Origin of the sequence: Timaviella obliquedivisa GSE-PSE-MK23-08B (assembly GCA_019358855.1) — a bacterium.
GTDB lineage: Bacteria > Cyanobacteriota > Cyanobacteriia > Elainellales > Elainellaceae > Timaviella > Timaviella obliquedivisa.
In genome coordinates this window covers 293,506-318,931 of record JAHHII010000002.1, presented here as the reverse complement: position 1 = coordinate 318,931, position 25,426 = coordinate 293,506, and the positions used below count along the sequence as shown (strand labels likewise).

The following is a 25,426-nucleotide window of genomic DNA, read 5'->3' as shown; positions in this document are numbered from 1 at the left end:
CAATGCCTACTCAAGTTATTGCTCCAGGTCAACTATTTGAAGTCACAATTCACGATCTAGAAGGCACTGCTAAGAGCGCTTTATTTTCCTCCCTAGAAGCCGCTGGCGAGTACAGTGACCGCGCTTGTTATGGTGGCTGCTTTGGTGCCTATTTGGGCGTGTGGAATGGTGCAATGAGTAACGATCGCCTGTGCTTCGATCGAGTTCCGTTTGATAGCGATCGAGAGGTGCAATAGTGGCAACAGAACCCGTTTCTACAGGCATGGCGACAGCCGCTCCCAAAGGCAGCTTAAACCCAGTGGGCATCACGTTTCTAACAGGGGCTTACAAAGGTCAACCTTTAGATATGGGCGTTGCTGTCGTCGAGGTAAACAGCGATCAAAGCTCTGAATGGACGACTCAAGACGGGCGATCGATTCGGGTAGGTTCTACCTTCAAAAGCGTTTCCCCGCGATCGTTTAGCGTCAAGCTTCAGTTCTACAGCCTGAGTGATGATGTTTCTACTCAGGCGGAAAATTGTGCCACGCTTCATGAAATTGATGAGGAAACCGGGACGGCTCCAATACTGTTGTACAACCAAGGAGCGATCGCTAATATTCCGGTTTATTGCGACACGTTTAGAATTCATTTTGAACACCCATTCCCTGACAAAAAAGGCTTTCATTTTGCAGAGGTAGATCTAGGTTTTAAGATGCTAGGCGGCAAGCTTTCAGACCATCGTTTTGCCAAGCCTTTGACTGAGACGGCGTTAACTAAACTGCGATCGCAATTAACAAAGGCGGAACGGGAACGCCAAGGCACGATTAATTTAACGCAACAGGTGTTTGCAGATTGCTTAACGGAGCCAGAGAACTCGCAAATTACTGCTCTAATGCAGGCGAATCAGATGGGTGATGCTAACGCTGTATCTGCCCTATCCCCAAGCACCTTAATTCAGGCAGCAACAGCGGGGCTGATTCCTAAAGAGGTTCTGACTCAGATTCTACCTAAACTCAAGCAGGCGATCGCCCTCCAACTTGCCACCAAAACAGATGGGGTAGGCGTAAACGCAGCGAATCTAGCCACCGCGATCATGGGTGGTGTGGCTGTGGGGTTGCCTCAAGATTTAGCCCTGATATTGCCGCAATTAAAGGGGGATTTAGAAGCCATTACAGCGGCGATCGCCAGTCAGGAACTTACAGAGCAGAGCGCCATTTTTGCTAAAGGTGCAACGGCTCGGAACCTCTACGGGATCGCTGGGTGCGGCTTGAAAATGCGGTTGCAGCAACCTTCTGGAGTGGGTTCAGACCCGCCGGAATGGAAAGCCTATTTTGACGACAAGCTGAAGGATAAAGCTGACGATACGGCAGCGCGAGAGGCTTTTGTGATTGAAGAAATCAATAAATTACTGGGCGACAAAAGGGTCAAGGACGGAGAATTGCAGGTTAAATTCGGCATGAATCCAGAGCAGGCGATCGCTCTGCGGAACGGCGCGCCCTATCAGAGCAAGAGCCAGTTTGTTGCTGGAGTGGGAGCATCGGGATTAGAGGGGAACAAAATATGGTCGGATTTTATTACGTCTGAAGTTGCCAAAGTTTCAGCAGATGGAGCGGCGGCACTCTGATGGAACAAACGCAGTGGGTTAAGATTTTGTACCCGATTCCGCCAGGGCTGAATGAACAGATTAGAGCCTGTCGATCGCATTGGTCAATCGGTGCAAAGATGAAGGCGCAATGGACAAATATTTGCGCGATCGAATCGGCTAATGCACCCAAGTTTGTAGGCGAGGTCTGGGTTTCGTTTCTGTGGGTGGTGAAGAACAGTGGGCGGGATTGGGACAACACTTCTGCTGCTGCTAAGTTCATTCTGGATGGCTTGGTTAAGGGCGGAATACTCTCGCAAGACAGCATGAAGATTATCCAACAGCCGTACATCCATTTTCGCCGGAAGCCCGATCGCAGGGAGAAAGAGGGCATTATCCTAACGATCGCCAATACCCCAATTTACGAAGTTAAATCATTAATTCCTGGAATCAATTGATTTTTTATGTCCTTAAACACGCTTCAACAACGATTAAAATCCACTATTCCGACTCCGGTTGCCAGTGCTGGGTACGCTCTCGATCGCAGTGAAGTTAAACAAGTTATCTACAATGGGACAACGTTACCCTACTTTTTGATGACCCAGAAGGCAAGCCCCAAGAGCTATAGAGCATTTCTCAAGCAAAACGCGATCGGGCGAGTTTTCACAGGGCTAGAATCAGGGCGAGTCGTTACGATTGAGAACCCATCCACATTCACTCGCCACCCCGATTACTAATGGCAAAGAACAACAAGCGGCTATCCACTCCCATCAAACAGAACTCGGCTCTTTCCAGTCTGCCGATCTATCCGTTTGCTCAGGAAAAGAGCTTACTGCGCCCCATCTCTAACGCCGATCGCATCCAGGCAGGTCAGCTCAGACGGTTCAGTAAGGTCGCTTTGGCGTTCTCTGCCATCAAGCAAATCACAGAGGGCGTTCTGAGGATGCCCTGGCACATTGAGCCGCCTGCCGACAAGAAAACCAATGAAGCCGCGATCGCCCTGGCTAGTAACGCGACACGCGCCATTAAGCGCCCCAACGCCGAGGCAACCCTGAACAACTACCGCCAGCTTACCTCAGCATTAATTGACGATTTGCTAACCCTCAACTATGCCGTTTGCGAACGCCAGCCGGGGGAGGTCGAGCGCCCCTTTTGGCTCTGGAGCTGTGATGCGGCATTCATTCGGATCAACCCTAAATGGAGTCCCTACGTTGAGGGCGTTGTGCCTAAGTTCTTAGATTACAAGTTAGGCGGCAACCCGCGATCGCTGCTTTCCGAAAATGCTTTTATGCTGCTCAACAATGTCAATTCCTACGAGCTAGTCCCCCCTAGTCCTCTAGAGGTTGCATACGGCTTTTTGAATGCCTGGCTGGGACTGTCCGACTACCAGCAAAAGACAACCAGCGAGGCGGCTCAGGAATGGCTTTTACACTTGGGGAATGTCAACGAAACCCAGCTAACGGCGTTCCGGTCTTACTGGGATTTGGAAGTGGTTCAGAAAAAGAAGAAACCCATTATGGGCGGGGTTGGGACGGCGACAGCGATCAAGATTGGAGCATCGGGGGATGATCAACTTTATCTGCAATACTCGCAGTTTTTAACGAATGTCGTCATGTTGGCTTTTTCCCTGACTAGCCGTGATGCCAATATCACGGAACACGATAACCGCGCGACCAGTGAAGCCTCTGCGGACACCACTTTTCAGCGCGCCATTATCCCGATCGCTCAAACAATGGATGAGGGCTATGACGGGGAGGTGATTGATTTTTTCCTGCCAGGGTTCAGATTTGTTAGAGATTACCGAGAGCCGCGATCGGAGGCTGTAAGAAATCAGGAGATTCGGGAAACCTACGATAGTGGATTGATCACACGGGATGAGGGACGGGTAAAGCTGGGGTTCGATCCGCTTGAGGATGAATCAGGGAAGGAGTTCGGCGGGAAGCCTAAAGCAGGGGCGATCGCTTGATTCTTACCCAATTTAACCCGTTTCAAAATGCTTGCTGTAGGATAAATCAACAATATAAAAACGACCGTTAGTATCCAAAATTTAACCCTCCTTTGAGCCACGCCTAGCCATCCGTGGCTTTTTTATTGTCAAAAGAACCCCACTAAACGCCATGCCACAACGTAGACCATTTAACGGATTCGGACACACAGATACTTCTGCCGTCTCCGCCGCAGGCAAAATGTTAAGCGGCAAAAACGCAAAGAAGCTTAAAGCAATTCAGAAGTCTATGGCTTCTTTTTTGGACGATATTGGATCGCTCTTAGAAGAGGCTGGAGCAACGGATGAAGATGGAGTTGAAGCCAGTCAAAGCAACTTGCTGAGCGCTGAATCGGACTATGTGCGGTACGTTCGCCGCTGCACCTGGTACAACCGCCTTGACCTTGCTCTCAATATGTTTTCCTACTATTTCACTGAGGAATGCTACGAGATGACCGAGGGTGAGGACGAAAGCGACCCCGCCGAAGTCGAGAGCATGATCACTGATTTGACGACGATTCTTAGAGATTTGGCAGCGACCTATAAAACCGCCATGACGGTGCAGGCGAACATTAAGGCTTCGACAGAAACCGATTTTATCCAGATGAAATGCAATGGGGTGGACTTCATTGAAGCCGCTGCTAATAACAACCGATGCCCGATCGAAATCAAACTGTTCGACTTAGACCAACCCTCTGAAGGAATCCCGTCGGTTGGTCCCGGTCGCCCTTTGTACGTTTCGACAGAAGTAGCGAAGGCAGCGATCGCCCAGGTTCCTTATCTACCTTTGGACGCTGACCCAACCTTAAGTAAGCACGCCGATGAAGAGATTGTTGGCGTGATGCTGAGCGCCCAAATTCGCAACGGCGGGTTCTGGGTCAAAGCCAATCTTTTCCCCTACAACAAGCCCGAACGGGTTGCTCAAATTCGCTTGGAAAAGGACAAGCTCGGAGCGTCTATCAATGCTCTGGCACCGGGTCATGTGGAGACGATCGACGGACGTGAGGTTCACGTTCTCGACAAGCTCACGTTGCTGGGCGCTTGTATCTTGTATGCGGATAAGGCGACTTATTCTAATACGCAGGTTGTAGCGGAAAAGAGACCGGAGTTAGTTCCGGCGATCGCCCAGATCGCGGCAGCAACTCAAGATGAAAATTTACCCGATTTAGGAGATGAGAACGTGGAAGAGATTACTAAGCAACTTGCAGCTTTGACCGAGACTTTAGGCACATTGGTTACGGCTCAAACCCAGTCCCAAGCAACGATCGATCGACTCACAACCAACGTTAATCAATTGACCGACGATCGCAATGCGGCAATTAAAGCCCAAGAATCAATTGATGCTGAGAACAAAGCAAAAACTCAGCGGGAAGAAATGCAGGCGATGATTCGCCAAACCACCCTGCAATCCGTTCGGGAAATGATGAACCCCAGCGGTCAACCTGCGCGGCTCAGCACCGCTATTTCTGCCGCTGCTAGTGGAGAGGCGATCGATCCTCAAGCGGCTCAAATCTACAAACTTGAAGGGCAGCTAGAGGAGCTACAAAGCCGTCGTGATCCGGCATCCCTCGCCCGTCGCGTTGCATTGCGCGATCAATTACACGCCTTGAAAGCCTCCACTGGAGTGGCTTAGTTCGATCGCTTTAACCAGTAGGAGAAATCTAAAATGTCTGCAACTTTTGTCAATGTTCAAGCTGCTGCTCAGGAGGTTCAAGACCTGATTCGGGGTGCCGCGACTAACCGGGGGAGCTTTACCTATCGCTCTGACTTTCAGCCAGAAATTACCGACTACCTGAACCGCGATGTCAGTCTATGGTCGCGCATTAAAAAAGTCGCTGCGACTGATGACGTAGTGAAGGAAATTGTTCGTACAGGTTTGCCGTCAACCGGATTTGCCAACAAGAACGCTCTGGAAACTTCGGTTTTAGATCAAACGGGTGTGCGTAACAACCTGAGTGATACGGGTCAAGAAGTTAAGGCGATTATGGGTCGCAAAGCTTGGGGGCATTACGAGCGATCGCTGTATGAACAACAAGGTCGTCCCTATGGCGATCAAGTGGCGATCGATACTGCCGATATGATTGCTAGTGCTACCAAGAATCTAGAGAGAGCGCTATTCGTCGGGAATGCCACAACAAACCCGCTAGAGTTTAACGGCATCTACAACCAAATCATTGCAGGGCGGACTCCCTACCTGATTGATATTACCGGGGCTGAGCCTGATAACGTGGGTTCTAAATTGGTGGAATATGTCACCCGCTCTACCACTAACCGCACTTACGATCGCAAGATTACAGCGGTCTATACATCTGGCTGTGGCTGGTATCAAATTCAAAAGCAGGTAGAAGATCGTCGCCTGATTCTGCAAGATATGGAATTCACCCCAGGCGTGATGGTGAAGGCGCTCATGACTCCCTACGGGTTAGTGCCGATCGTCATGTCGCCGTTCATTGATGACGAACCTGGCGCTACTGTAGACGATCCTGATATCCTGCCTTTTTGGTTGCTAGATGAAGATCAACTTGAATGGCATGGAGTTGTTCCTTTTGGTGGTGAAAATACATTCGAGCCACAGTTGTTTGAAGTGTCCACTTTTGTTTCAAACGTTCCCCTAACTGAGTCCCGTTTGTTAGTAGCTTACGGAACACTGAAGGCGAAAACAAAGGGCGATTGCATTTGGAGAGTGAATCTCCGCTGCGATCGCGGTACGGCTTGGTCGTACACAGCTTAAAGACACGGTTTGATTGAATTTTATCCTGAGCGCTAAGCGATGATTTTTGCAACAAGTAAATGGCGGCAACAGGTAATGATGGTGAGGGGCGTATCTTTGATGCGTCCTTTGTCTTCAAAATCTTTTACCCCAGATCAAGAGGAGTGGTTAATTGCCAAGGGTTATGCGATCGCCGTCAAACCCGATCGCATCGTGACTTCTCTTCCTGAAAATCCTCTCCCGACTTCAGAGGCTAGTACAAACTCAGCCAAAGAGGAGGATGAGACTATTGATGAAAATGATGACAAAAACATTGAAGAAGAGGACAATGAGCAGGATAATGAAGCTGAGATAACTAAATCCAAGCGATCGCCAGGTATCTCGAAGAGTGCGCGCAAAACTTGAGGAATCAGAATGCCACTGGCTTATCTGTCTGTGTTGGAAGCACAGAAACGACTATTGTTGTTAGGCTTTTTTACAGAAGAAACAATGCCTTCTACCGAGAAGCTTGAATTCTTTTTAGAGCAGATAGAAAGCCGAATGGATGAATGGATTGGGTATAGAGTAGCGTCAATGGAGTATTCGGAAACTGTCTGTAGTTCCGATTCGACTTTGGCGCTTTTGACGTATTATCCGCTCATTGCGGTAAACAGTGTTGAGAACGCGCCTGGGCAGCCTCCCCGATCGCTGCCCTTACTAGATAAAATGGCGATCGGGGATATTAGATTAATTGATTTACAATATCCCCATACTTGTTTCAAAGTCCTTTACAACGCGGGTTTGCAGCCTGTTCCAAAGATATTTACAGATGTCGCTTTCGAGATTCTGGCTAAGGTCTTTGAACTGTCTGCGGGAAGTTTAGCCATGCTCAGTCAGCCCGTGCGAGATACAGAAGAAATCTCGTTGCCGGGCGGACTCAAGAAAAAGTATAAAGTGGGTGGCAGCGATCGCCCTTCTGGGAATAATGGCGGCACCGAACTTGATCGCCTAATGCTACCCCTAGAACAATATAAAACCCAAATTTTTACAACAGGTTCAAGGTAAAACTCAAGATAAAACCCATGATTAATAAAGCAACGTTTTTGGCTTTAATTAGCCAGCAAATGATGGTAAAAAATCCGCCTGAGAAAATGAAGGATTTAGCTGATCTGGCGATCGCGTTTGGGGAGTATCTAGATTTATCTATGGAGCAGATAGAATCCCTAGAGATTGGCGCGTATATTCATGATATTGGCAAACTGCTTATTCCTGATGAAATTTTGCGTTATCCCGGTCGGCTGAGCGCATCCCAATGGGCGGTGATGCGGAACCACGTAACGCTGGGCTATGAAATGGTGCGGCAAATTCCAGAGATTGAATCCGCCTCGTTAATTACGCTGTACCACCATGAGCGCTGGAATGGATCGGGATATCCGAATGGGCTAAGGGGTGATCACATTCCGTTTATGGTGCGGGTGTTTAGCTTGTGCGATGTTTGGACAGCGTTTAGGAGCGATCGGACGTACAAGTCTAGTTTTACGGTTGAGGAATCCATTAATCTTTTGAGTTACGAGCGCGATACGGGTTTGTATGATCCTGAATTGGTTGAGATTTTTCTGAAGTTTGTAGAGGCTAGGGAAGCGCCCAAGTGCGAGGGTAAATCAAGGTATCGGGTGGCGTAATGACGTTGTTCTCTGAAGCTGAATTAATTGATTTAATTAACGAGGTGGGGCAAGTTTTTACCTTGGAGATTCCTGGCGTTCTGATTCCGGGCGATCGAGATTTGGGCGTGGCAGATAAGCTAGAGGCGATCGCTCGGCAGGTGCGGGGATATATTGTTCCACCTGTGACACCCAAGGGACATCAGGAAATTGCGGTTAAGGGCGGCAACAGTCAGGCAGGTGAGATGATCTGCTACCTTGCCGCTCACGATATGCCTCTAGAGGATTTTAAGCCGGGGTGTCGTTTGGTGCATGAAGGGAAGCGGTATTCTGTGGTGTATCAAATGGGGTTGAGAAGTAGAGGGGCAGTCGTGTTACACCAAGTCGTGATATTGCCGGATTGATCAATCTTTCTCCCATTCAAAACCGCAGCTTGGACAAGTGCAATTAGTTTTGCCTAATTTAGGTTCATTTATATTTTCATGATTTGGAGGCAGATCGTCGTCACCATTTCCAGCAGCGCGATCGCCCTCCAGCTTCCCTAGCAAAAGCTCTAAGTCCTCACCATCTAGCGTTAGGGGCAAAAATTGCTGCTGATCAAGCTCTTGAAGCATGGCGATGTAAGACTCGGCATCATAGGCACGGCTCATGTCTAGGGCGGAAAAGTTACCGCCTGCCATAACGAGATTATTGTGATCGATCGCATATCGTTTTGCTGCAATCTCAGAACGGGCATCGCAACCAAAAATAACAGGTGCCGCCCACAGGTTTTGCTCATTGACTGCAATGCCTCTAGGAATCTCTCGACCCTGCTCTTGCATCCATTTGAGGGCTTCCGATCGCCCGTTTCCTTCAATGATGCCGCCCGCGCCGCCGTTCAGCTTCGTATCCCATTTGGGCGGGTCAAGGAATCCATTTTCCACGATCGAATCTACCAGCTTGCCAATATCGTGCAGCTTGGGATTCTGATCTAGCAGAATGAGATCATCTACTAGCACGTAGCGGATTTCTAGCTGTTCTCTAAAGACCAGGTTCTTTGGGACTTCGAGATTAACGGGTTCCTTCTTTGCCATGGGTAAGCTGATAATACTGAGCAATAATTCTAGAATCATGCCCAATTTTTCACACCGATCGCAATGGGACAAGCTTTATCAAAAGCTGCAAAGCCTTAAAGCCCTTCCAGATAAGGGGGAGCAATGGGCAAGGGAGGGAGCTGAGCTGATGAATAACAATATGTTGGATCATTTGAGGACGCAGGGCAGAGGCAAGCATTCACCGAGATTGCGATCGCTCACCCTCCATCTTTATACCCTGCGGGGCAACCCCAACGGCTCAGGCATTCGCAAGCATATTCAGGTGCGACATAAGCGAATGGGGAACGCTTCTAAATCATTGCTGGGCATCCCTAACGGCAGACCGACGATGATTACTAAAGTTCAGAACTCTGGAGCAACGATTCAGATTACGCCGAGGATGCGGCGCTGGTTTGGACGGTATAAAGTTTATTTTAAGCCCAGTAAAACGACTATTAGAATTCCAGGGCGAGGCGTGTGGGATAAGTCTTTGAGGAACACGAATCGCGTTCAAAAAATCAAACTTAAGCAATTATTCAGGCGTTGACTCCCATGCATTTCTTCATCCACACGATCGCCCTCAAACCACCTCAAATTACTGAAAGTTCTGGGCTAGGCTACAACTACAGCAAGGGCAGATTAGAACTGACGGGCGATATGGGGACGCTGACCACGCCACCCTTTGAAGCGAAGTTAGCCCTAAAATATGCAGGTTTTGAGATTAAGCCGCAGGAAGAGGGTATCACGATCGCCCTGGTGGATGAGGGCAATCAGGAATGGAGTTTTCAGGCTGGCTCATGGCAGTTGGGCGGGTTCAGTACGCCGGAACAGATTAGAGAGGGAATGGCAACACTGGCGGCAAATTGGGCGAGTCCGCTGCGGTTTCGATTGAGGTTGGAACGATTGGGCGATCGCTCATCCCCTCCCCTCTCAGAGCTTAAATTTGGCTACTATGCACCGGGGAATTTGCTGGCTTATCTCATGGAATTCAGCATCCCTAAATTATTTTCTAGTCAGCCCGTCAACTTTAACCGCTGGCTAGATGGTTCAACGGGCGACCCGATTCCTGATGTTAACCCCGATCGCGTGGCACAGATTCAGACAGTTAACGTGCGGGGGCGATCGTTCATTATGTTTGAATACAATTTGCCTACCTTTGTCGCTCAAGGGAATCAGCCATTTCAAATTGAAGAAACACCCTGCGTAATTCTGAGACTGATGGATAGCCGCAATCATCGCAATATAGAAACTTACGAAAGCTTAAGGCTGCCAGCGAACCAGGCGCAACTACTGCAACACGCGCAGATCTGCGACCAACCGATCGAGGTCTGTGTTATGGGTCAAAACTTACAAGATACTAGAGCCGCCACAGAGCATTTAATTGGGTTAATCGCGGAGGTTAACAAGATTCACGCTCCCACCTATGGAACTGATACAGGCGTAATCGTTTCCAATCACATCAGGGCAGACGATTTAGATATGAGCATCATTGAAGCTCAACTGCCTTCTATGAGCTTCACCATGGTATTAATTAATCTTTCGATTGGCGATCGCGTTAAAGTTTCCGGGATTGTGACTGGAGTGGAGACACCAGAGATCAGCCCTACTATATAGAAAAAGGATCTCAGGCAGAATGGAAAACCCCAAAATAGAAGCAGAGTTGGACGACAGCATTATGTCGTTTGTGAAAAAAAGCCTTGGGCTGCGAGACGAAGAGCTGGCAGAGGCTCGGATCGCCATGATTGAAGACGGGGACTCAGTAGAGATAAGAGTCACCTTTCCTGGCGAAGGGTTGCAGGTAGAGGATCAGCACAGAGACGCGATCGCCCAACTACTGAGAATATCCGGCGACAGTGAATGATTTTGTGACAAGGCTAGGGTGGGATTTTGAGAATTTTATCCCCGACTGATGACTCCGCAGAATTACGGAAGTTTCATGAAATATGGAAACAGTCACATCACTATCAATAAAAGCTGACTAGAATGGCAACATCCTCAGAGTAATCTGAATCAAATCACAAGTTTTTGGAGAGCCACGCCGCAAGGTGTGGCTTTCTTTTGTCTATCTGTAGGAGAATTCATGCCCACACAACAGCAAGTTGCATTAAGGCTGGGAAGAGAGCCTTTGCAAATCCCAGTGCCAGAAGATTTTACGGGCGATCGCAGCACCGATGAATCTGAAATCTTTTTAGGCACTCAGTTTATCGCGCTTACCTTTGATGAAATCAATCTCTGTCAAATCTTCATTGGGACGCTTCCTTACAAGCAATCGCTAATGAAAGGCGCGATCATTCTGGACGAGGAAGATCCCTTGCTCGCAGCGGATCACGCCAAACTGAATGCGGTTGAGCTTGAGAACAATCTGCCTAACTCTGAGTTTGTGCTTCAAGGTGGCAAGCGATCGCCCTTTGAGCGGGTTCTCCTCATCCGAGAGCAGGGCGTTTTGAGCAGCGGCAACAAGCAATTAACCGCAGCCTAAACAAGCGCCAAATCAAGTTACTTCAAGAATCAATTGATTTTTTACCAGGACTAATATTATGCCAGTACAAGAAGCTGTGCGCGTATTTGGAGCAAGGCAAGGACAACCCGGCGTTCGTGTGATTGAACGAGCGGGAAGTAATGCACTGAGTGCTCCAAAATTCGGCTGCACCCAAATGACCGGAGTGATGAAACGTGCCCCTATGGGCGTGATGTTGCCATTCACTTCTAAGTCTAATTATCAGGAAGTTTGCGGCGATCCTCGTGATCCGAATTGGCACCTGTTTGCAGATGGTTCTCACCTGATGCCAGACGCGATCGAGGGCTTTTATGCAACAGGCGGCGGCGCGGGTCAACTCTGGTTAATCCGAGTGGAATTGCCCCATGCTCGGAAGGCTGAAATCATGCTGAAAAATGCTCTCGGTGCCGATGCCTTGAGAATTACGGCAGCCAACGAAGGACGCTGGGGTGGACGGAAAAACAAGCTAGGCGATCGCCCTGTTATTTACGCGACTGCCACCACTTTCACCCTAATTGCGCCTAACACTTGGGCAAATGAATTTGTCGGTGCAGAAGTCGAATTTACCAACGGCAGCGGCAAGCGATATCAGGTGATTGCCAACACGGAAGCCGCCGAGGTATCGGGTGAGGTCGTGTTCACGATCGCTTCTCAATACTCCTTAGTTGCGGATGGCGTATCGGGTCCGACTACCTTAAGCGGGACAGGTTCTTACGAGCGGTACGCCGATCTAACTGGAACAGCAACCTTTGCATTGTTCAAGAATGTTTCCGGCACTGTCACCGTTACCGATCGCGTCATTACAGGCGTTGGGACACAGTTCTCCACTCAGTTAGTCGTCGGCTCTAACGTGTACGTGAACGGGGAAGCTCGTGTAGTGGACTCGATTACGAGCAATACAACGGCAACAGTATCTGAAGCGTTTTCAGATAGTGGGGCAGTCACACTTCAGATCGACAACTTGGAAGTGATTGGAACTGGGACACAGTTTTTGAATGAACTGGCGATCGGTGATGCGATCTATACGATGGTGGGCGGCGATCGCCAATCTAGAGTTGTGACCGCCATTACCGACGCGACTCATCTGACTTTGGCTTCTGGTTTCACGATCGCATTAACAGCGGCGATCCTGGAAGTGGACAACCTGCTAGTAGAGGGAACGGATACTCTGTTTACCGCTGAACTACAGGCAGGTGCTTACATCGTCGATCCAGCCAGAGCGGGAGAAGCGGTCAAGGTTGTAGAAGTCGTTTCAACTACCTCTGTAAAGCTTGAAAAGCCTTTCCGTCATGACTTTACGGACGCGCAGCTAACCAAGCAAAGCCTATCGGCAATGATTGAGTTGAGCCAGGTTGGCAACGAAGGTCTGAGCATTGAGGTGGGACAGGGTACAAAGTATCCGCTCACTCACTTTTCCCTATCGGTGCGCTTCAATGGTTCGCAGGTTTATCAAGTGCCTGATGCCAGCCTTGACCCCAGCGATCCACTATTTGTTGAACCCTTGGTGAACGATGACGGCAACAATATTGCCTATCGAACTGGCAGCCAGAACTATCAGCGCTGGATTACGGCTGATGCGGTTTGGGACTCTGCTTATACCACGAGCGCGGGTGCAGACGTTCGCCCCTCTAACGGCTCTGGGGTCATCGTTGCGTTAAGCGATCGCCGTCTTTACAGTGTGGGTGAATTCAAGCATTTGGACACGGTTGGCAAGCTGCTATACCCTAGCCCTTATGAAGTGGCGCGATCGTATTTGCGAGTCACGGGCGCGGCTGAGCCGTTAACCCTGGAAGGCACAATCAGTTCGGCTGGCGTGACTGTAACAGGTACTAATAGCAACTTCCGATCGGTTCTAAAGAAGGGTGATTATCTCTATGATCCTGTCTCAAAGACCGCTCGTAAGGTTCGCGTCGTCGTCACTGATACTCAAGTTACGCTCGAAACTGCATTCCCATCTAACGTTCCAGCGCTGACTAAAGCGGTTAAAGCTGGCTACATGGAAGTAGGACAGGGTTATAACTTGCTCGGTATGACGCAGGTTAACAAGCGCTTTTTGGTTTCGTTCCCTCAGTTCTTAGAGCGGGGCTACGACGGCAACCTAGCAGGGCTGATTCCCTATAACTTCACTCGTTATGCCGACCTGGATAACAACGTGATTGAAGGCGCGTTATGGGGTAAGAATCTGGGCTTGGTCAAGTTGGCACTTCCTGGTATTTCTGATGTTGTGGTGCAGAAAGCATTCACGACCTACGCCGTGGAAAATGCCTATGAGTTCCGAGGTGAGATTCCCAGTAACTACACGTCCGCTTCGACTGCCGAAGTGTTTGTCAATCAGTACCTAGGGCGCAGTGATTCGCTGTCTGTGGCGTTTCCTAGCTATGGCTTTATCTCTTCTCCTTTAGGGAATGGCGATCGCCTGATTTCACTGACCGGGGAGATTCTTGGAGGCGAAGCTAACTATGCCTCGATCGCGGAAGGCTACCACGTACCTTTTGCAGGGGTGAGCGCCAAAATGTCGCGGGTGATTAAGCTACCTGTCGAGCTAAAGGCTCAAGACGAAGCGTTACTGAACATGACGGGCATTCAGAGCATTAAAGTAATGTTCGGCAACTCGGTGGTGTTTGGGGCGCGATCGCCGTCACTGTCGCCGCTGTATGAGTTCATTCATATCCGTCGCATTCAATCTAACTATGTGCGGGTGTTTCTGGAAGCGAAAGAACTTTTAGAGCAGATCTTCCGACCGAATCAGCCCGATCGTTTAGATCAAATCATTATGATCCTCAATAACTTTGCTGAGCAGGAATATAACCGGGGTGTTTTCTCCCGTTATTTAACCTTCCGGCAAGCGGTTGAGATTCAAGGTAGCTTGCCTCGTGGCGCGGTCACTCAAGATGGCTCGATCGGCTTGGTCGATATCATTAACGGCAAATTGCACATCTACATGAAATATATCCCGACCGGGATTGTCGAGGAGCTAGGCATCAACCTCAGCCCAGATATTCTCGTCAGCCAGTACGGAAATTCTTTGGCAGGTTCGCTGCTCTAATCACTTGTTAATTCTTGGATTGCGATAAAAAACAATCCAAGAATTAATTAATTTTTCTAAATTACTCACAGGTAAACAGTTATGCAGAAAGGTACGCTAGAACACAACATTTTACCCAAGGCTAAACAGCGAATGGTCGTTGCTGGTTTGCCAGAAGCGACACTAACGGGATCGCTTTTGCCCCTGACTCGTGACGCGATTTCTATGGAAATTGGCGTGATCAACCTGGCTGACCAGTCACGGGTTCCCGGTGGTCGGGTTCGAGCTGGAGATTACGCGCTGGAATGTCAGTTTGCACGGGCGACCGATCGGGATACCTATATCACCTGGTTTAACCAGTGCAAGGACGGAGCCAAAAATGACGGCGTTGATCCTGATTACAAGCGAAACGTTACCATCCATTATGAGCGCTTGCATGAGGGCACCGGGACAAACGAAATCAAGCTCATGCTCAAGGGTTGCTTCCCTAGCAAGATTGAATTTCCGGCCTATGATATGAACGCCGATAACGGGGATGAGGGCGATACCAAGCTCAAAATTACCGTGAATTACGACGACATTATTTACGGCTAGACTGGCAATTCCTCATCACGGCTGCTCCCCGTGATGGGGTTTCTTTTTTAGGGATGGCAAGCTGAATTCGAGAGGGGTCTTTACCTTTGCCCGCTAGCGACTGGGCAAAAAGCAGTTCAGGCTTGAAGAAGTTAAGTTGCCCTCGGCGCTCTTGTTTAGTTTGGCGGTTGAAGTGGAAGAATTGGCGATCGTAATTGAGATGGCAGAGCAGACAAAGGCAACGTAGATTGTCAGGTTGACTATTGCCAGGATCTTGATCCAAATGTGCCAACGAGAGCAAAAAATAGTAGGCGTTCTGGTCAATTTCGCAGTAGAGTTTAGTCGCCTGGTATAAGGGATACGCGTACCAGACGCGCAGTTTGAACTGTAACCAGGATTCTTGGGGCTGACGACAGGGGCGATCGCACCATTGGCACTGCCAACCTGCCTGTTGCTTTAGCCTATGAGAGAACCTTTTCCAGTCCTTAGGATAGCGAGATAACTCTAGTGGCATAACTAAAATTATCATGCCGAATTAGCAATAGAAAAATTGCTCAAGTATTTCGGTTCTGGGATTAGAGTTAGGGATTAATTTTAGGCTCTCCAATCCCCCATTCATGTTTAAGAAAATTTTTGTACATAGTTTCCCTGACCATCATTTGCTCGTAGAGCTTAACCAGGAAATCCTGCGCCTGTTCATGGCTCATTCGCTCTACCTGAGTCTCAAACGATCGCAGACTAAATTTCTGTTCTAGTGACAATTCAACGGGAGTATCCATAGGTTTATCCTGAACTTGTTTAAGAATGCACTAGGGAATGATCCACCATGCATCTATTAACGGTTTATGAAAAATTTGACTCTATTTACGCAGCAGACTACTCTGCCAATTCACGAGCAATTCTTTGAAACAATCCAGGGTGAGGGTTATTGGGCTGGCACTCCCGCTGATTTTATTCGGCTGGCAGGTTGCCCTGTTGCTTGCCCTTGGTGTGACACAGGTTATGCAGACGGCGGTAAAAGTACACCTCGAAGCGATCGCACCATCGCAGGATTAATCAACGAACTGCGATCGCCCCATGTTGTTATCTCTGGCGGGGAGCCGTTCATTCACAAAGAACTGCCGATGTTGGTAGAAGCGATCGCCGCGACTGGGCGACAAGTGCAGATTGAAACCTCTGGTGCTTTTTGGCAGAATATTCCAAATCCGACATGGGTGACGCTTTCTCCAAAGCAGCATTTATCTCCGAAGTATCCCGTTCATTCAGAGATGTGGCAGCGGGCTAATGAAATTAAGATTGTGATTTCATCCGGGCAAGAAGTTGATTTTTACTACAAGCACCTTGCGCTTCGGAATGCTTGTTTGCAACCTGAATGGAATGAGCGCGATCGCACTCTGCCACTTACTCTAGACCTGCTCAAACAGCATCCTAAGTTTAGATTAAGTCTGCAAACCCATAAGTTTATTGGGGTGCAGTAATGGAAAACTTCAAGCCAAGCTTTAAGGCGCGATCGCACTACCCAGAGGCATTGCGAGGGCTTTCCGTACCCTATTCTCAAGGCTGCGCCCATGAGTGCCCTGTGATATTTCACTATCAGATTAGCCACTCATTCAGGCGCAGGCACTTTAACCCGCCCATTTGGCAGGATGACCATTGGCATGATTTTCGGGTGACGCTGCATTTGCAAGCAGAAAGAAGCATCTCTGGTATGTATGGCTTAGACATGATTGAACAAGAAAACTTGCTCAAGTATTCTTGTTCTGAGCTACCTGAGTTAATTAATGATCATCAAGATTTGGCTGGCGGCACTACAGAAGATTTGTGCCTGTATTTTGCCAAAATTCAGCTTGACCCCCATATTAAATTACTGCGAGTAGATGTTTTCGAGTCGCCTGAACGGGTCACAAGCCTGGTTCGCTGAGGGAATTTTAGAGCGCATCTACGAGGTAAGAAATGAATACTCTAACTAGGAGGCTGCGGCATGGCTAAGCAGTTCTCTCCTGAAATTATTTGGGTGCCGATCGATAAGATTACGCCCTATCCTCTGAATAACAAACTCCATCCACCGAGCCAGATTGACGCGATCGCGGGGTCAATCATCGAATATGGTTTCGATGTGCCGATCGTTGTGGATGAGGACGGCGTAATCCTCAAAGGGCACGGTCGCCACCTGGCATCCCGCAAGCTGGATTTACTAGAAGTTCCGGTGATCATTCGGGATGACCTGACCCCGGCACAGAAGAAAGCCTGCCGCATTGCCGATAATAAGGTGGGCATTTCAGATTGGAATTACGAATCGCTCAAAGTGGAACTAGAAGCTCTACAGGAGCTTGATTTTGACTTAGATTTGACTGGGTTTTCTCTTGAGGAATGTGACAGCATTTTCAACTTGGGAGTTCTGAACTTTCAGGATAAACAAATATTTGGCGAGAATGGCACGCCCATGTCACCAGCAGGGGGCAATCACACCTCTCAAAACTCAGGATCACCTGAAGATGATGAATCAGCAGATCCCGACCATCAGGAATCAGGGCAGAAATCAGACGGCTCCTTGCTGGCACTGACAGAAATCACGATCGCCAACCCTCGCCACGAGGTTAATAAGGGCGATGTCTGGAACCTGGGTCGGCACATTATGGTTGTGGCTGATGTCATGACTGATTGGCAGAAGTGGACTGGCTATTTGAAAGAAGATGCGATTTTCGCACCCTATCCCGGTCCATTTGTCCCACTGACTCTCAAGGCAGAAGAGCGATCGCTGGTCATGGTGCAGCCTGACGAATACATTGCTGGGCACATCCTTGACCAATACGAGAACGTCAAGGGGGTGGGCAGTGTCCAACGTGCTTAAAACAGGCGGTGGCACCTTTGACCCATCTGAAGAAAATGTTTACTTCCTGGCATCAGGAACAGGGCGGCTGGCACTAGCTGAACCGCTCTATGATCATCTGCTGATTGCGGTGAATGAATTGCAAAATGCGGGTGCCGTCGATTTGATTGAACAATGGTGCGATCGGGGCAAAAAGGTTTTCATCGACTCCGGCATCTTCCACTTGACCCAGCAACACGCCAAGGCTCACGGCTGCAACATGGATCAAGCGCTGGCATTGCCACCAAATGAAATCGACGGATTTGATGAACTATTAGAACAGTACATCGCCATTTATCGACGGTTAGGCGATAAGTGCTGGGGCTTCATTGAACTAGACCAGGGCGGACGGGAGAACAAAATTAAAACCCGCGCGAAGCTGGAAGGAATGGGGCTGCGACCGATTCCTGTTTATCACCCGTTTAACGATGGGTGGGACTATTTTGATTACCTTGCCGAGCGCTACGATCGCATCTGCTTCGGCAACGTTGTACAGGCTGACCGAGCAACTCGCAAGCAACTGGTAGCCACAGCTTGGGAACGACATCGCAAATATCCGCATCTGTGGATTCATTTGCTGGGCTTAACGCCGAATGAGTGGCTAAACGCCATGCCTATTAACTCTGGTGACTCGTCGAGTTGGCTGGTGGGTATTCGTTGGGCAGATAGCCACAAAGCCCGGTGTGATGGCAAAACGTTCTCGCCCTATCCACTGGACTTTCGATATGAATTAGGCAGTGATCATGAGTCGGCAGTTGGTGCAGATAAGGCGGTACAGTTGGCAGCCTATGAAAGCCGGATGAATATGCTGAACTGGCGGCATCATATTCAGTCACTTAAAGCGTTGGGCTGCGAGCTGTACCCGACAAAAGCCTGACAAAAATAGCGCGACCCCTTGCGGGTATCTCGAAGAGCACGCCCTCTTCTCCAAATGAGACAACATCTTCTCCAAATAGGACTGCATTGGCTGTTCAGACGTGTTGCCAACTAGGGGCGATCGCCCTACTGGCTCACCACATATTGCCATCCATCTAGGGAGGGGATTAATTGCAGTCTAGTCGTTGAAAAATGACTAACGGGATTGACAGAACCTACGGGTTCTTTTGGCAATTCATGAATCAGTAAGCACTCTTGACCATGCTTGGTGATCGCATCCTGATAAGTCTTAAACCGCTCATTCAAAATGTTTTGGAGTTCCACTTACAATTTTTCTCCCTAAATTATGAAAACTCAATCTTCAGCTATTATCCGCTTTCAAGTCCCTGGCTTCCATCATTGGCAGGATGCAACGGGCGATCGCGCCTACCTTGCCCAACGCCATCGCCATCTCTTTCACGTCGAGGTGAAGCTAGAGCTGCATCATTCTTGCAGAGAAGTAGAGTTCCATGATTTCTTAGATTTCTGCCGCACCAACTTTCCTGGGGGAGAAATGGGCGGATTAAGTTGTGAACACATGGCAGAAAACCTGCTCAAACAAATCACCGATCGCTATCCGGGGCGATCGGTGCGGGTGGGAGTATTTGAGGATGGGGAGTGTGGGGCGGAGGTTCGCTGCCCCCCTTAAAATAACGAGATCTGTTTGATTGAAGACGGCTTTTCAAACTCAGGAATCTCTACATTCATTGCTGCACCAAGCCAATCGGCAACGATCCGCCGATGGCAGAATGAACCCGATCGCTCGTAGCACAACAGAATTGGCTCAACCTTGCCAAGTGGATCGGCGATTTGGTGCAGCACGTTCCAGACGGCGATCGGATCAAGTTCTGCTAACTGAGTACGATAAATTTTCGTGTAACCCTCCTCGTCTAGAAAATCGTATTTATATTCGCTGAGTAGGCGCTTGGTTGGAGCCAGACATTTGTATTGCTGGTAGCGAGTGTTGGGCGGTGGGTAAAGGCTGATGGCGATCGCGCCTAGTGTCGTGTCGGGCGTGATGGCATAGTAGCTAGTTTTCATAATTATTTCTGCTCTAAATGTTCTTTTCGTGCTGTATCAAACGCCTCATCAGTCGGCGCTTCAATCAATCTCTGAACAAACATGACTCGCAGCATTAAATCGCGCCCACCTCTGCAAATCATCTTATTTTCAACGCTGTGACACAAGTGCTGAGACTGTAGATTAACAATGCTTTTAACATACTGTTTGCTGAAGCTCTGTTGTTCCATTTTTTAGCCTTATGCTTTTCATTTCATTTTCCTCAGTGATATGACTTCAAAACCTTTTATTGGGGTCAGATTTTACTAACCCTGACCCCAATGATTTTAATCTTCGATCAACATCTGAGGCTTACCGCGCTTGCCGTTCATAGGCTGGGCGATCGCCTCCTGCACTGCTTCAGCCTTACTAGCAGGACGAGCCGCTGTCGTTGCCCATTCCCTCAGATTAGCCAACGTGTCAGCCTGCGATCGCGCCAATGGAACCGTCTGAGCGATCGCCTCTTCCATGTCGGACAAGAGAATCTCATCACGTCCAGCTTCGGCGGCAACGATCGCAGCTTCGTTGGTCACCTGCCCCAGTTCTGCCCCAACAAATTCGTCAGTGAGCTTGACGAGGATATCGAGGTGGCGATCGCTCATCTCCACACCATGCCGGGAGAGATGCACGGTCAGAATCTCGCGCCGCTCTGCCTGGTTAGGAGTGTCCACAAACCAGATTTCGTCAAAGCGTCCTTTACGCTTGAATTCGGGCGGCAGCGCTTCAATATTGTTGGCAGTTGCCACGACAAAGCATGGTGAGGTTTTATCGTTCATCCAGGTCAGCAATGAACCGAACAGTCGCTGGCTCACGCCACTGTCGTTACTTTGCCCGCCAACGCCAGCGAGCGCTTTTTCAACCTCATCCAGCAGTACAACACAAGGTCCAATGTGATCCACCATGCGCGTAAACCGCCTAAAGTTCGCCTCGGTTTCTCCTACCAGGCTGGAATAAAATGAACCAATATCGACTTGCAGAATGGGGATATTCCAACAGTTGCCCAAAGTTTTTGCTAATAGGCTCTTACCTGTTCCTGATGGCCCAACAATTAAACAACCTCTAGGAACGGGTAATTTCAGCTTGATCGGCTGCTTAGATACGACTGCATTGAACAATCTTTTTCGCTGTTGCACCCATGCTTTGAACTCCTGAACTCCACCTGGCACAACGTCTGGAGGATGAGAAAAGCGAATGTTCAGCTTCTCCAGTTTCTCAATCTTGAACAATGTTACGGCTGCTGCTGTGGCTCCATCGACACGACGGCGCGATCGCATATCAATTCGCAGTGCGTTCAATGCCTCCTCAATGCTTAACCCTCGACAGGCTGTAAAAATCGCCTCCCGTTCCTCGCCGTCGAGCTGCACCTTGAACTTATTTTTGCCCCCGATCGCCGTAAACTCCTGCTCCATATCGTTGATGCAAAGGTTGACTGCCTCTTGAATCTCTGCCAGTTCAGGCAACATATTATGCGCGTCGTAAACCAGCCCAGAGAAATCGGCATCTAGCCGAATATCGCTGCCTAGCAACACCACCCGCTTATGGGATTGTTTCAGTGCTGTGGCGAGGTGTTTGATGGAGCGACGGAACTCCCAAACGGTGCGATCGCCACTTAGAAAATGATGCAAATCGATTAGAACGAAGATCCCTTTTTTATCGAACTGCTCAATGTGTTTGCAGATATCGATTAACGGATTGCGGAACTGAGTGGCGATCGGTTTGAGGTCGATACCGCTAACGTTGCGGTTTTCTTGGCGAAGCTGCTTTTCCTCAAGACCGTTCTCAGGATCGCCCGTCCAAAACCCTGTAGAGTGCTGAAATACTTCGCCCTCAAACTCGCTACCATCTTCCAAAAAGTAGGTGGCTTCCTGAACCGAAACCACTTGGCGCAGTCCGGCTGCCAGGTCGAAGACATAGACGGGCAGCTTTAGCCGCTTGCCCACCTCGACATGAATTTTTTCAATGGTGGTCAGTTCTTCAGCGCTAGGAGAGTCCAGTGCGACGACGGGTAATGCTGCACCAAAGAAATCTCGAATACGATTGAAAGCAGTCATGGGTTAAAATCCTTGTTTGCTACATACAAAATCATTGGGGGAGGCTGAGTGACCTCCCTTTTTCTTACAAACGCACTTGAGTTTTAGTTGTGAGGGAAATCGCGTTCAACTGCGATGCCTCAGCTTTCATTTCTCGCTTGGGTTTATCGTCGCCAAGAGCTTCTTCGTAAGGCTTGGTGGCATCCAGGCAATTAGTACCATCGCCGCCTTCCACTTCGCTGGTAATGTTGCCCTGAGCATCGATGGTGAAAATAATCTGCATTAGTAAGACCCTCCGACAAATATTTGATTGGTCACGCTGGACTGCCCGATCGCCAGTTGGGGTGTTTTATCGACGGTGATGGTGTAGCCCTGAAGCTGGCTATTTACAAAGTTTGGGACAACGACATATTCATCTCCTAACTCTTCCGCCTGCTGAATAATCACCTGCTTGGCATAGTGCATCGGCAGCGACTGGGCGATCATCTGAATCTGGAAATACATCATGTCTCCAATCACCTCATAGGTGCCATCCTCAGTTTTGAGCAAGCCAAAATCAACGGCTGTTTCTCGAAGAATGATGTTTGCCTTCATTTTTTGCCGCCGTGCAGCCGAATATCGACTGTTGAGCTTCTTAGCGGTTTGATGAACCTCAACCTTGTAACCCATCTCTTCCAACGCCGCGACGATCGCCCGTTCATTGGTCATCTTGGTCTTGATTTGGCTAAAGTGTGACATCAGTTTCTTCCTCGTAAATTAACCATTTAGCAAGGGCTTTGTGCCCTCTTTTATCACTGGTAAAAACCTGCTCAAGCTCCTCGGTCATGCGCGATCGCAAGTCTTCTAGCCGTTCCTGCAACCGTTCTGGAGCAACCGCCGAAGTCGTTAAAACCTTGAGCTGTCGTACCTGCTCAGCAAAGCTTTGGAGGCTGGTATCCAGTCCACCTTCATTCACAGAAGCAACCTGATTGACGGCTGTTTCCAGGTCACGAAGTTTGCCGTCCAACCGTTTCTTGAGATTGCCGTTGACCCGCGCCGGATCATCAACCTGCTCGATCGCGCTCAACAGGTCAGCAATTAATCCATAAGCATCGTCCTGAGCATTGCGAATTCCCACGGCAAAGGATTCTTGAACTGATTTAATCCAGTAGGCTTGCAGCTCTGCGATCGCTGCCTGCTCTTTAACCTGAACGTTGACAGCTTGCTCAGTTTTCATTCGCTTCAACTGCGCCTGTTCTTCTCGTTCCAACTGCTCTGCCAGGTCAGCATTGCGAGTGGCTTCTTCCACCAGACTTGGAATCTTGATCGGACCTTCCAACACAACGTTGAAATTCTCTAGCACCTCTTGCCGGGTTGGGAATTGCTCGGCATAGCGTTCTAGCAGTTCATCAATGCGATCGCGGCTAAATGGACTTGCCTTCAGCAATACGGCTTCTAGCTCCGAAAGGAAATCAGCGAAAGCGTTGTCGTATCCTGCCATCGCCTCTGCTTTCAACTCATTCAAGAGTTGCAACATTCCCTTATCTTGATCACGATCGCTTTCAACGGTCTTGAAGATTTCGTCACGCACTGCAACCAGATCTTTTTTTGAAACGTACCAATAAGGGTTAGCAAACCGTAGAAACTTTTGAATCTTCCGGCGACGAGTTGCTAGCTTACTGCCCTTCTTCAGCAGGTCTTTGAAGATAGGTAAGGTAATGGTAAAACGTCCATTAGCAGACGCGATCGCCTCGCTCAGTTCGGGGTTAATCTCAATCTCACCACAGTCAATGGTGAGCCGTCCAACTCCAATATTTACCGAGATGCCGAATAGGTAAATCTCATCGGTTCGCAGTGGGTCTAAGTTCCGGTGAGCGGTTTGAATGTCGTCAAATTTTTCAAGCTGGGTTCGAGTGGCTGCGGTATCACTCGCTTCTCGATCGCTGATTAGCCTTCCAATCAGCGGGTTCTTTCGTGGATGGTCTGGCGGAGGTTTGACTTCCTCGCTCAGCCCTGTTTCAATTAAGTCTTGCATTTCTTTTCTGATTGAGTGTTAGAGGCGATCGCGGGGTTGGCAAAACTAGCGATCGCTTTTTGTTGAGCTAAAATCCTAAACCCGAATTCGACTTTTGATTTATCGAATTCGATTTTTAAACTATCACTGGTTTTGTATCAAGTGTCAATAGTGTTTCTTTTGTATCCTGTCGTGTTAGGTTGGATGAAAATTACACTAAAGCTATGGCTAAACCAAAACCAGTGAATCAGGTCAGCACCAAGACTCTGAGGGGCGATCTTAGGGCAATTCGTAAGCGGGTACAGTTTCAGGGGGAGTCTATCCCCGTGTACAACTATGGCGACTTGGTGGCGGGCATCGTGCCTGTAGCGATCGCTGACCAGTTGGAGCTACCTAAATCGCCCATCTGTCAATCGTCAGAGATTCGTCAAAAATTAACCCACTACTGCAATCTCTTGCAAAGTGGGGTTTTAGAGGTTGTATGGATTAACGTGCGAGATGAAAGGGCGATCGCGCTGGTGTCAGCGCGAGTTTGGCAGTCTATGCCGCCAGTTGAGCTTCAACCGATTCGAGAGTATCAGACTTCTTGAAGCGGAATGCCAGGTTGTACAGTTTTGTCCAGCCTAACTCACCCGCATCATAAGCATTACGAACGATCGCAGACTCCTGGTAGAGGGCGTAAGCCTGTGCCAGAACTTTGGTGTAATGGGGCGACTTGTCCAAATCAGCCGCCGCTAGTTTGACGGAGCCATGGATTTGGACTGCATCCCAACAGGTTTTGGCGATCGCCAGTTTGGCAGCAGGGTCATTTACACGAGCACCAGAGGGCTTGCGAGGTTTGATGGCTTTAGCAGATTTGGCGCTCAAAGATTGAATGTAATCGCCCAATCCAGCCAGCAGAACCTTGGCATCCTGATCATCGTGTTGAGCGCGATCGTACAGGTAAATCACCAAGCGTTCGTGGTAGCTGAGTTCAATTTGGTCTACATCGTCCTCATCCTCGATTTCAACCTCCACTTCACACTCAATCTCGTTCTCAACTTCAACTTGTTCCGAAGAATCCTCGTTCAAGTTTTCTTCCAGAACTTCTGGAGTTTCAGCAACTTCTACTTGCTCTTGAGCAAACAAGATCCAATCAACTAACTGAGCTTTGGTGCAGTCTGATTGGAACTCAATCTCTAAACCAGATGCGATCGCCTGTAGTTTAGGCTTGGTCATTTCGCGCACGGTCAGTTGTTCGCGGGTGTGTTGCGGTGTGGCAAGTTGAAACGCTTTTGGTTCAGAAGTATTAGGTTGAAATGCTTCAGCGGATAACGTAACTTGCAATTCAGGGTTATCTTGCACTTGTAAAATCAGGTTAATCAGTTGGGCTTTGGTTTTCTTAGCTCCATAAAGATTAAGGTTTAGGTCAATGGCGATCGCGTTCAGTTGTGCGGAGTTGAAGTTGTTGAGTTGTTTGATGGTGTAAGACATGGTTGTTTCCTGTATGTGTTTAGA

Annotated in this window: 34 protein-coding genes; 23 read left to right on the top strand and 11 right to left on the bottom strand. The window is 48.9% G+C overall.

Annotation, left to right across the window (positions count from 1 at the left end; translation table 11 throughout):
- Nucleotides 1–2: 2 nt before the first annotated feature.
- The 11 genes from KME11_05020 to KME11_04970 all read left to right on the top strand — a co-directional run bounded on the left by KME11_05020 (nt 3) and on the right by KME11_04970 (nt 8,299).
- Nucleotides 3–236: a hypothetical protein gene (locus KME11_05020; GenBank protein ID MBW4514567.1), complete on the top strand. Its 234-nt coding sequence runs from the start codon at nt 3–5 to the stop codon at nt 234–236.
- Entirely contained in the window at nt 236–1,603 is a 1,368-nt protein-coding gene (locus tag KME11_05015) for a hypothetical protein (protein MBW4514566.1), read from the top strand. The genes KME11_05020 and KME11_05015 overlap by 1 nt, the downstream gene beginning before the upstream one ends.
- On the top strand, nt 1,603–2,019 hold the full coding sequence (locus KME11_05010) for a hypothetical protein (GenBank protein MBW4514565.1): 417 nt from the start codon (nt 1,603–1,605) through the stop codon (nt 2,017–2,019). Before KME11_05015 ends, KME11_05010 begins: the two co-directional genes overlap by 1 nt.
- A gap of 6 nt (nt 2,020–2,025) precedes the next feature.
- Nucleotides 2,026–2,298: a hypothetical protein gene (locus KME11_05005; protein ID MBW4514564.1), complete on the top strand. Its 273-nt coding sequence runs from the start codon at nt 2,026–2,028 to the stop codon at nt 2,296–2,298.
- The gene (locus KME11_05000; GenBank protein MBW4514563.1) at nt 2,298–3,527 is read left to right on the top strand and encodes a phage portal protein; all 1,230 of its coding nucleotides are present in this window, start codon (nt 2,298–2,300) and stop codon (nt 3,525–3,527) included. The genes KME11_05005 and KME11_05000 overlap by 1 nt, the downstream gene beginning before the upstream one ends.
- A gap of 151 nt (nt 3,528–3,678) precedes the next feature.
- Complete coding sequence (locus KME11_04995) at nt 3,679–5,178, top strand: hypothetical protein (GenBank protein MBW4514562.1); 1,500 nt, start codon at nt 3,679–3,681, stop codon at nt 5,176–5,178.
- 33 nt (nt 5,179–5,211) lie between these two features.
- The gene (locus KME11_04990; GenBank protein MBW4514561.1) at nt 5,212–6,276 is read left to right on the top strand and encodes a hypothetical protein; all 1,065 of its coding nucleotides are present in this window, start codon (nt 5,212–5,214) and stop codon (nt 6,274–6,276) included.
- 39 nt (nt 6,277–6,315) lie between these two features.
- Nucleotides 6,316–6,660: a hypothetical protein gene (locus tag KME11_04985; GenBank protein MBW4514560.1), complete on the top strand. Its 345-nt coding sequence runs from the start codon at nt 6,316–6,318 to the stop codon at nt 6,658–6,660.
- A gap of 9 nt (nt 6,661–6,669) precedes the next feature.
- A complete protein-coding gene (locus tag KME11_04980; protein ID MBW4514559.1) occupies nt 6,670–7,299 on the top strand; it encodes a hypothetical protein in 630 nt (209 codons plus the stop codon).
- A gap of 17 nt (nt 7,300–7,316) precedes the next feature.
- Nucleotides 7,317–7,916 carry an HD domain-containing protein gene (locus KME11_04975; GenBank protein MBW4514558.1) on the top strand — a complete coding sequence of 200 codons (600 nt, stop codon included), beginning with the start codon at nt 7,317–7,319 and terminating at the stop codon, nt 7,914–7,916.
- On the top strand, nt 7,916–8,299 hold the full coding sequence (locus tag KME11_04970; GenBank protein ID MBW4514557.1) for a hypothetical protein: 384 nt from the start codon (nt 7,916–7,918) through the stop codon (nt 8,297–8,299). The genes KME11_04975 and KME11_04970 overlap by 1 nt, the downstream gene beginning before the upstream one ends.
- Here KME11_04970 and KME11_04965 read toward each other — a convergent pair whose 3' ends face one another.
- Nucleotides 8,300–9,007 carry a hypothetical protein gene (locus KME11_04965; protein MBW4514556.1) on the bottom strand — a complete coding sequence of 236 codons (708 nt, stop codon included), beginning with the start codon at nt 9,005–9,007 and terminating at the stop codon, nt 8,300–8,302. It lies immediately after the preceding gene.
- On the opposite strand from KME11_04965, the gene KME11_04960 reads away from it, so the two are divergent.
- From KME11_04960 to KME11_04935, 6 genes are all read left to right on the top strand, one after another.
- Nucleotides 9,006–9,515, top strand: coding sequence for a hypothetical protein (locus KME11_04960; GenBank protein ID MBW4514555.1), 510 nt, complete (start codon nt 9,006–9,008; stop codon nt 9,513–9,515). The two genes, KME11_04965 and KME11_04960, sit on opposite strands and share 2 nt — an antisense overlap.
- A 5-nt stretch (nt 9,516–9,520) precedes the next feature.
- Entirely contained in the window at nt 9,521–10,582 is a 1,062-nt protein-coding gene (locus KME11_04955) for a hypothetical protein (GenBank protein ID MBW4514554.1), read from the top strand.
- A 19-nt stretch (nt 10,583–10,601) separates the two neighbouring features.
- A complete protein-coding gene (locus KME11_04950; GenBank protein MBW4514553.1) occupies nt 10,602–10,829 on the top strand; it encodes a hypothetical protein in 228 nt (75 codons plus the stop codon).
- 219 nt (nt 10,830–11,048) lie between these two features.
- Entirely contained in the window at nt 11,049–11,447 is a 399-nt protein-coding gene (locus KME11_04945) for a hypothetical protein (GenBank protein ID MBW4514552.1), read from the top strand.
- Nucleotides 11,448–11,505: 58 nt separating this feature from the next.
- Nucleotides 11,506–14,511 (top strand): hypothetical protein, encoded by a 3,006-nt coding sequence (locus KME11_04940; protein MBW4514551.1) that lies wholly within the window; start codon nt 11,506–11,508, stop codon nt 14,509–14,511.
- An 81-nt stretch (nt 14,512–14,592) separates the two neighbouring features.
- Nucleotides 14,593–15,084, top strand: a complete 492-nt coding sequence (locus tag KME11_04935; protein MBW4514550.1) for a hypothetical protein — start codon at nt 14,593–14,595, stop codon at nt 15,082–15,084.
- Here KME11_04935 and KME11_04930 read toward each other — a convergent pair.
- Nucleotides 15,071–15,577: a hypothetical protein gene (locus KME11_04930; GenBank protein MBW4514549.1), complete on the bottom strand. Its 507-nt coding sequence runs from the start codon at nt 15,575–15,577 to the stop codon at nt 15,071–15,073. The genes KME11_04935 and KME11_04930 overlap by 14 nt on opposite strands.
- A gap of 67 nt (nt 15,578–15,644) precedes the next feature.
- Complete coding sequence (locus KME11_04925; protein ID MBW4514548.1) at nt 15,645–15,842, bottom strand: NblA/ycf18 family protein; 198 nt, start codon at nt 15,840–15,842, stop codon at nt 15,645–15,647.
- 66 nt (nt 15,843–15,908) lie between these two features.
- Here KME11_04925 and KME11_04920 point away from each other — a divergent pair, with 66 nt between their 5' ends.
- From KME11_04920 to KME11_04905, 4 genes are read left to right on the top strand one after another with little or no spacing between them, the layout of a single operon-like run.
- Nucleotides 15,909–16,541: a radical SAM protein gene (locus tag KME11_04920; protein ID MBW4514547.1), complete on the top strand. Its 633-nt coding sequence runs from the start codon at nt 15,909–15,911 to the stop codon at nt 16,539–16,541.
- Nucleotides 16,541–16,984, top strand: coding sequence for a hypothetical protein (locus tag KME11_04915; GenBank protein ID MBW4514546.1), 444 nt, complete (start codon nt 16,541–16,543; stop codon nt 16,982–16,984). Before KME11_04920 ends, KME11_04915 begins: the two co-directional genes overlap by 1 nt.
- 60 nt (nt 16,985–17,044) lie before the next feature.
- Nucleotides 17,045–17,914 (top strand): ParB/Srx family N-terminal domain-containing protein, encoded by an 870-nt coding sequence (locus KME11_04910; protein ID MBW4514545.1) that lies wholly within the window; start codon nt 17,045–17,047, stop codon nt 17,912–17,914.
- A complete protein-coding gene (locus KME11_04905) occupies nt 17,898–18,809 on the top strand; it encodes a hypothetical protein (GenBank protein MBW4514544.1) in 912 nt (303 codons plus the stop codon). Before KME11_04910 ends, KME11_04905 begins: the two co-directional genes overlap by 17 nt.
- Nucleotides 18,810–18,934: 125 nt before the next feature.
- Here the strand turns inward: KME11_04905 and KME11_04900 are convergent, their stop codons facing one another.
- Complete coding sequence (locus tag KME11_04900; protein ID MBW4514543.1) at nt 18,935–19,132, bottom strand: hypothetical protein; 198 nt, start codon at nt 19,130–19,132, stop codon at nt 18,935–18,937.
- 22 nt (nt 19,133–19,154) lie between these two features.
- Between KME11_04900 and KME11_04895 the strand changes: the two genes are divergently transcribed.
- Nucleotides 19,155–19,496: a hypothetical protein gene (locus KME11_04895; GenBank protein MBW4514542.1), complete on the top strand. Its 342-nt coding sequence runs from the start codon at nt 19,155–19,157 to the stop codon at nt 19,494–19,496.
- On the opposite strand, the gene KME11_04890 is transcribed toward KME11_04895, so the two are convergent.
- The 6 genes from KME11_04890 to KME11_04865 form a co-directional block, all read right to left on the bottom strand.
- A complete protein-coding gene (locus KME11_04890; protein MBW4514541.1) occupies nt 19,493–19,888 on the bottom strand; it encodes a DUF488 domain-containing protein in 396 nt (131 codons plus the stop codon). The two genes, KME11_04895 and KME11_04890, sit on opposite strands and share 4 nt — an antisense overlap.
- 2 nt (nt 19,889–19,890) lie before the next feature.
- On the bottom strand, nt 19,891–20,097 hold the full coding sequence (locus tag KME11_04885; protein MBW4514540.1) for a hypothetical protein: 207 nt from the start codon (nt 20,095–20,097) through the stop codon (nt 19,891–19,893).
- 96 nt (nt 20,098–20,193) lie between these two features.
- On the bottom strand, nt 20,194–21,957 hold the full coding sequence (locus KME11_04880; protein MBW4514539.1) for an AAA family ATPase: 1,764 nt from the start codon (nt 21,955–21,957) through the stop codon (nt 20,194–20,196).
- 64 nt (nt 21,958–22,021) lie between these two features.
- Nucleotides 22,022–22,219: a DUF2997 domain-containing protein gene (locus tag KME11_04875; protein MBW4514538.1), complete on the bottom strand. Its 198-nt coding sequence runs from the start codon at nt 22,217–22,219 to the stop codon at nt 22,022–22,024.
- Nucleotides 22,219–22,674: a DUF1257 domain-containing protein gene (locus tag KME11_04870; GenBank protein MBW4514537.1), complete on the bottom strand. Its 456-nt coding sequence runs from the start codon at nt 22,672–22,674 to the stop codon at nt 22,219–22,221. The genes KME11_04875 and KME11_04870 overlap by 1 nt, the downstream gene beginning before the upstream one ends.
- A complete protein-coding gene (locus KME11_04865) occupies nt 22,661–23,950 on the bottom strand; it encodes a hypothetical protein (protein ID MBW4514536.1) in 1,290 nt (429 codons plus the stop codon). The genes KME11_04870 and KME11_04865 overlap by 14 nt, the downstream gene beginning before the upstream one ends.
- Before the next feature lie 203 nt (nt 23,951–24,153).
- Here KME11_04865 and KME11_04860 point away from each other — a divergent pair, with 203 nt between their 5' ends.
- A complete protein-coding gene (locus tag KME11_04860; GenBank protein ID MBW4514535.1) occupies nt 24,154–24,519 on the top strand; it encodes a hypothetical protein in 366 nt (121 codons plus the stop codon).
- Here the strand turns inward: KME11_04860 and KME11_04855 are convergent.
- A complete protein-coding gene (locus KME11_04855) occupies nt 24,470–25,402 on the bottom strand; it encodes a hypothetical protein (GenBank protein MBW4514534.1) in 933 nt (310 codons plus the stop codon). The genes KME11_04860 and KME11_04855 overlap by 50 nt on opposite strands.
- Nucleotides 25,403–25,426: the final 24 nt, after the last annotated feature.

Excerpts from the sequence above, each read along its gene's own strand:
- KME11_04990 (MBW4514561.1), top strand. The coding sequence starts at position 5,212 with ATGTCTGCAACTTTTGTCAATGTTCAAGCTGCTGCTCAGGAGGTTCAA.
- KME11_04870 (MBW4514537.1), bottom strand. The coding sequence starts at position 22,674 with ATGTCACACTTTAGCCAAATCAAGACCAAGATGACCAATGAACGGGCG.
- KME11_04910 (MBW4514545.1), top strand. The coding sequence starts at position 17,045 with ATGGCTAAGCAGTTCTCTCCTGAAATTATTTGGGTGCCGATCGATAAG.
- KME11_04950 (MBW4514553.1), top strand. The coding sequence starts at position 10,602 with ATGGAAAACCCCAAAATAGAAGCAGAGTTGGACGACAGCATTATGTCG.
- KME11_04930 (MBW4514549.1), bottom strand. The coding sequence starts at position 15,577 with ATGCCACTAGAGTTATCTCGCTATCCTAAGGACTGGAAAAGGTTCTCT.
- KME11_05005 (MBW4514564.1), top strand. The coding sequence starts at position 2,026 with ATGTCCTTAAACACGCTTCAACAACGATTAAAATCCACTATTCCGACT.
- KME11_04920 (MBW4514547.1), top strand. The coding sequence starts at position 15,909 with ATGAAAAATTTGACTCTATTTACGCAGCAGACTACTCTGCCAATTCAC.
- KME11_05000 (MBW4514563.1), top strand. The coding sequence starts at position 2,298 with ATGGCAAAGAACAACAAGCGGCTATCCACTCCCATCAAACAGAACTCG.
- KME11_04885 (MBW4514540.1), bottom strand. The coding sequence starts at position 20,097 with ATGGAACAACAGAGCTTCAGCAAACAGTATGTTAAAAGCATTGTTAAT.
- KME11_04875 (MBW4514538.1), bottom strand. The coding sequence starts at position 22,219 with ATGCAGATTATTTTCACCATCGATGCTCAGGGCAACATTACCAGCGAA.
- KME11_04895 (MBW4514542.1), top strand. The coding sequence starts at position 19,155 with ATGAAAACTCAATCTTCAGCTATTATCCGCTTTCAAGTCCCTGGCTTC.
- KME11_04915 (MBW4514546.1), top strand. The coding sequence starts at position 16,541 with ATGGAAAACTTCAAGCCAAGCTTTAAGGCGCGATCGCACTACCCAGAG.
- KME11_04955 (MBW4514554.1), top strand. The coding sequence starts at position 9,521 with ATGCATTTCTTCATCCACACGATCGCCCTCAAACCACCTCAAATTACT.
- KME11_04975 (MBW4514558.1), top strand. The coding sequence starts at position 7,317 with ATGATTAATAAAGCAACGTTTTTGGCTTTAATTAGCCAGCAAATGATG.
- KME11_04945 (MBW4514552.1), top strand. The coding sequence starts at position 11,049 with ATGCCCACACAACAGCAAGTTGCATTAAGGCTGGGAAGAGAGCCTTTG.
- KME11_04880 (MBW4514539.1), bottom strand. The coding sequence starts at position 21,957 with ATGACTGCTTTCAATCGTATTCGAGATTTCTTTGGTGCAGCATTACCC.
- KME11_04855 (MBW4514534.1), bottom strand. The coding sequence starts at position 25,402 with ATGTCTTACACCATCAAACAACTCAACAACTTCAACTCCGCACAACTG.
- KME11_04940 (MBW4514551.1), top strand. The coding sequence starts at position 11,506 with ATGCCAGTACAAGAAGCTGTGCGCGTATTTGGAGCAAGGCAAGGACAA.
- KME11_04970 (MBW4514557.1), top strand. The coding sequence starts at position 7,916 with ATGACGTTGTTCTCTGAAGCTGAATTAATTGATTTAATTAACGAGGTG.
- KME11_04935 (MBW4514550.1), top strand. The coding sequence starts at position 14,593 with ATGCAGAAAGGTACGCTAGAACACAACATTTTACCCAAGGCTAAACAG.
- KME11_04985 (MBW4514560.1), top strand. The coding sequence starts at position 6,316 with ATGATTTTTGCAACAAGTAAATGGCGGCAACAGGTAATGATGGTGAGG.
- KME11_04965 (MBW4514556.1), bottom strand. The coding sequence starts at position 9,007 with ATGATTCTAGAATTATTGCTCAGTATTATCAGCTTACCCATGGCAAAG.
- KME11_05010 (MBW4514565.1), top strand. The coding sequence starts at position 1,603 with ATGGAACAAACGCAGTGGGTTAAGATTTTGTACCCGATTCCGCCAGGG.
- KME11_04925 (MBW4514548.1), bottom strand. The coding sequence starts at position 15,842 with ATGGATACTCCCGTTGAATTGTCACTAGAACAGAAATTTAGTCTGCGA.
- KME11_05020 (MBW4514567.1), top strand. The coding sequence starts at position 3 with ATGCCTACTCAAGTTATTGCTCCAGGTCAACTATTTGAAGTCACAATT.
- KME11_04995 (MBW4514562.1), top strand. The coding sequence starts at position 3,679 with ATGCCACAACGTAGACCATTTAACGGATTCGGACACACAGATACTTCT.
- KME11_04890 (MBW4514541.1), bottom strand. The coding sequence starts at position 19,888 with ATGAAAACTAGCTACTATGCCATCACGCCCGACACGACACTAGGCGCG.
- KME11_04980 (MBW4514559.1), top strand. The coding sequence starts at position 6,670 with ATGCCACTGGCTTATCTGTCTGTGTTGGAAGCACAGAAACGACTATTG.
- KME11_04865 (MBW4514536.1), bottom strand. The coding sequence starts at position 23,950 with ATGCAAGACTTAATTGAAACAGGGCTGAGCGAGGAAGTCAAACCTCCG.
- KME11_04960 (MBW4514555.1), top strand. The coding sequence starts at position 9,006 with ATGCCCAATTTTTCACACCGATCGCAATGGGACAAGCTTTATCAAAAG.
- KME11_04860 (MBW4514535.1), top strand. The coding sequence starts at position 24,154 with ATGGCTAAACCAAAACCAGTGAATCAGGTCAGCACCAAGACTCTGAGG.